The 2,659-nt window shown below is 73.2% G+C and carries 2 protein-coding genes and 1 pseudogene; 1 reads left to right on the forward strand and 2 read right to left on the reverse strand.

Translation table 11 applies throughout. The annotated features are described in order from the left end of the window. Together AOK24_RS25665 and AOK24_RS25670 are read right to left on the reverse strand one after the other, a co-directional pair. Positions 1-980 (reverse strand): annotated as a pseudogene (locus AOK24_RS25665) (hypothetical protein); the annotation flags it as partial. Further along, positions 977-1,726, reverse strand: coding sequence for a winged helix-turn-helix domain-containing protein (locus AOK24_RS25670; RefSeq protein ID WP_079056990.1), 750 nt, complete (start codon positions 1,724-1,726; stop codon positions 977-979). The pseudogene AOK24_RS25665 and the gene AOK24_RS25670, both read right to left, overlap by 4 nt. Before the next feature lie 100 nt (positions 1,727-1,826). On the opposite strand from AOK24_RS25670, the gene AOK24_RS25675 reads away from it, so the two are divergent. Continuing rightward, positions 1,827-2,477: a class I SAM-dependent DNA methyltransferase gene (locus AOK24_RS25675; protein ID WP_055722436.1), complete on the forward strand. Its 651-nt coding sequence runs from the start codon at positions 1,827-1,829 to the stop codon at positions 2,475-2,477. Positions 2,478-2,659 lie beyond the last annotated feature (182 nt).

Below are 2,659 nucleotides of genomic sequence, written 5' to 3' on the forward strand. Positions count from 1 at the left end.
CCCAGCAACGGCGCGGCCTGACTCCCCCCGGCGGAACACAGGAACCCGACGGTCGCGAGCCCGGCATACCCGACCGCACCGGACTCGGCACCACCGGTGAACCCGGCCACCCGCCCCGGCGTGAGCAGCTCCACGACAGACAGCGCACTGCCCGCCGCGGCGGCGCTGAGCATCACCCGCCGGACGACGAGGTCGCGCACGGCGAGCCGGATGCCGTCGAGGACGGTGCGGGGGACTGCGCGGAGGACGCCCGCGAGGGTGGGCCGGGGCGGCTCACGCCGACCGGCCTGTGGACGGAACGGCTCGCCCGGAACGCTCCCGAGGTCCGCGCCGGGAGATTCACGCCGGGTGGCCCCGGGGCGCGACGGGGAGCGGGGCGGATCGTGGAGGGTGAGGACGGAGTGGGCCGTGAAGGTCAGGGCGAGGAGGGACGCGAGCAGCATCGGGGTCGAGAGGGGGACGACGGTTCCTTCGGTCGCGTTGCGCAGGGCGTCGCCGTAGCCGCCGAGTGCCCACGGCAGCGCTCCCCCGGTGACCGTCCCGGCGGCCAGGGCGACGGACGACGCGGTGGCGCCGCGCGCGAGGCCCGTGCGCAGGTCGGCATCGGGGCCCTCCGAGGCGCGTACGGAGTCGACGTACCAGGCTTCCGCGGGCCCGCTGGAGAGCGCCCGCGCGGCGCCGAGCAGGCCCGTGCCGAGGCCGAGCAGCACGGCCGTACCGCCGAGGCCGATCAGCAGGAACGCGGCGCACATGAGGATGCCGGCGGCGGCCAGGACGCCCCGGCGGCCGAGGACGTCGGAGAGTCCGCCGGTCGGCAGTTCCAGCGCGGCGGCGGTGAAGGAGTGCACGGAGATCAGGGCGGCGACGGTGGCGGGCGCGAGATCGCGCCCGGCGAGGAGGAGGACGAGCGGGGCGACGCCGAGGCCGACGGGGAACCAGTAGAGGGCGGTGTTGGTGACGTAGCGGCGGCGGACGCTCACGTGTCGTCCCGTATGCCGTGCGGGGCGTCGCGCGTGTCGCCCTGTACGCCACCCGGGTCGCCGTGCCTGTCGCCGTCCGGGGCGCCGCCCGCGTCACCCTGCGCATCGCCGTCCACGTCACCCTGCGTGCCGCCGCCCGCATCGCCCCGCGCATCGCCACCCGCGTCCCCCTGCGGCAGCCCCGCGAGGAACAGGACGACCTGGCGGGCCCGGGCGTCGCCGGTGTCCCTGCGGCGGAGTTCCTCGATCTTCGTGTCGAACAACTCCGTGAGTTCCAGGAGGGATTCGGGGGTCAGACGGATCAGCGCGTCCGAGATGCCCGCCGCCCTGACCCACTCCTCGTCCAGGAGGCCCGCGGCGAGGTCGCTCTCGTACCGGCGTGCCGCTGCCGCGAGGTGGTCCGCCTGGAGGCGCCGCGCGATGCCGACGAACTCCTGGCCGACGGGGTCCTTCTCCATCGCCGAGTTGTCCCAGGACGTCACCCGGTGGACGGCCTTCCAGCGGCGCTCGCGGCTGTCGCGGTGCTCGGCCTCCGTGATGAACGCGTACTTCGCCAGCACCCGCAGGTGGTAGCTGGCCGACGCGGAGGACTCCCCCGTACGCGCGGCAAGTTCGCTCGCCGTCGCGGGGCCGAACTGGCGCAGGAGGCCGAGCAGTTGGATGCGCAGGGGGTGCGTGAGGGCCTTGAGCGCGGCGGCGTCCCGGGTGGGGTCGAGGACGCGGCCCTGACTGTCGTCACTGTCCATGAGAACCGACGGTAACCGCTTGCGGCACGTTTCCCAAAGAGTTTTTGCAAAACTTCTTCGGGAGAACCGTCCGGCACGGTCCGGCGGATACAGTCCCCCCGTGACGGACGCGGACTTCATACACAACACCCGGGACTCGTACGACAAGATCGCCGAGGACTACACGGAGCAGTTCCCCAGCGGACTCGGGGACCGGGCCGTGGACCGTGGACTGGTGGGCGCCTTCGCGGAGTTGGTGAAAGCGAGAGGGCCCGAACCGGTCGCCGACCTCGGCAGCGGACCGGGCCACGTGACGGCCCACCTCCGCGACCTGGGCCTCCAGGTCTTCGGCGTCGACCTCTCCCCCAGGATGGTCGCACTGGCCCGCCGGACCCACCCCGGCCTCCGCTTCCACGTCGGCTCGATGACCGCGCTGGACCTGCCGGACCAGACCCTCGGCGGCATCTTCTCCCTCTTCTCGGTCATCCACGTCCCGGACTCCGAACTCCCGGCCCTCTGCAAGGAGTTCAGCCGAGTCCTGGTCCCCGGCGGATACGTCCTGCTCTGTTTCCAGACCGACCGCACCACCACCCGCCTGCGCATCACCGAACGCTTCGGCCACGACATCACCCTCGACTACCACTGGCACGACCCCGCCCGCTTCACCCAACTCCTCGCGGAGGCGGGCCTCTTGGTCGAGGCCCACTGCATCCTGGAACCACCGGAGGGCGCGAACAGGCCACGGGCGATCCTGCTGGCGAGAAAGGGGTAGGGGGCAACACGCCTGTGTACGGGCCGAGTCGGCACGCGAGGCGGCCGGCCGTGCGGCAGCGGACGCCGGCCTCTCACGCACCCATCAGCGGACGCCGGCCTCTCGCCCACCCGTCAGCCGACGCCGGCCTCTCACCCACCCGTCAGCCGTGCGGCACCTGGCGCACGGCTGACGGGTGGGTG

The organism is Streptomyces niveiscabiei, from assembly GCF_001419795.1.
In the GTDB taxonomy this organism is placed as follows: domain Bacteria; phylum Actinomycetota; class Actinomycetes; order Streptomycetales; family Streptomycetaceae; genus Streptomyces; species Streptomyces niveiscabiei.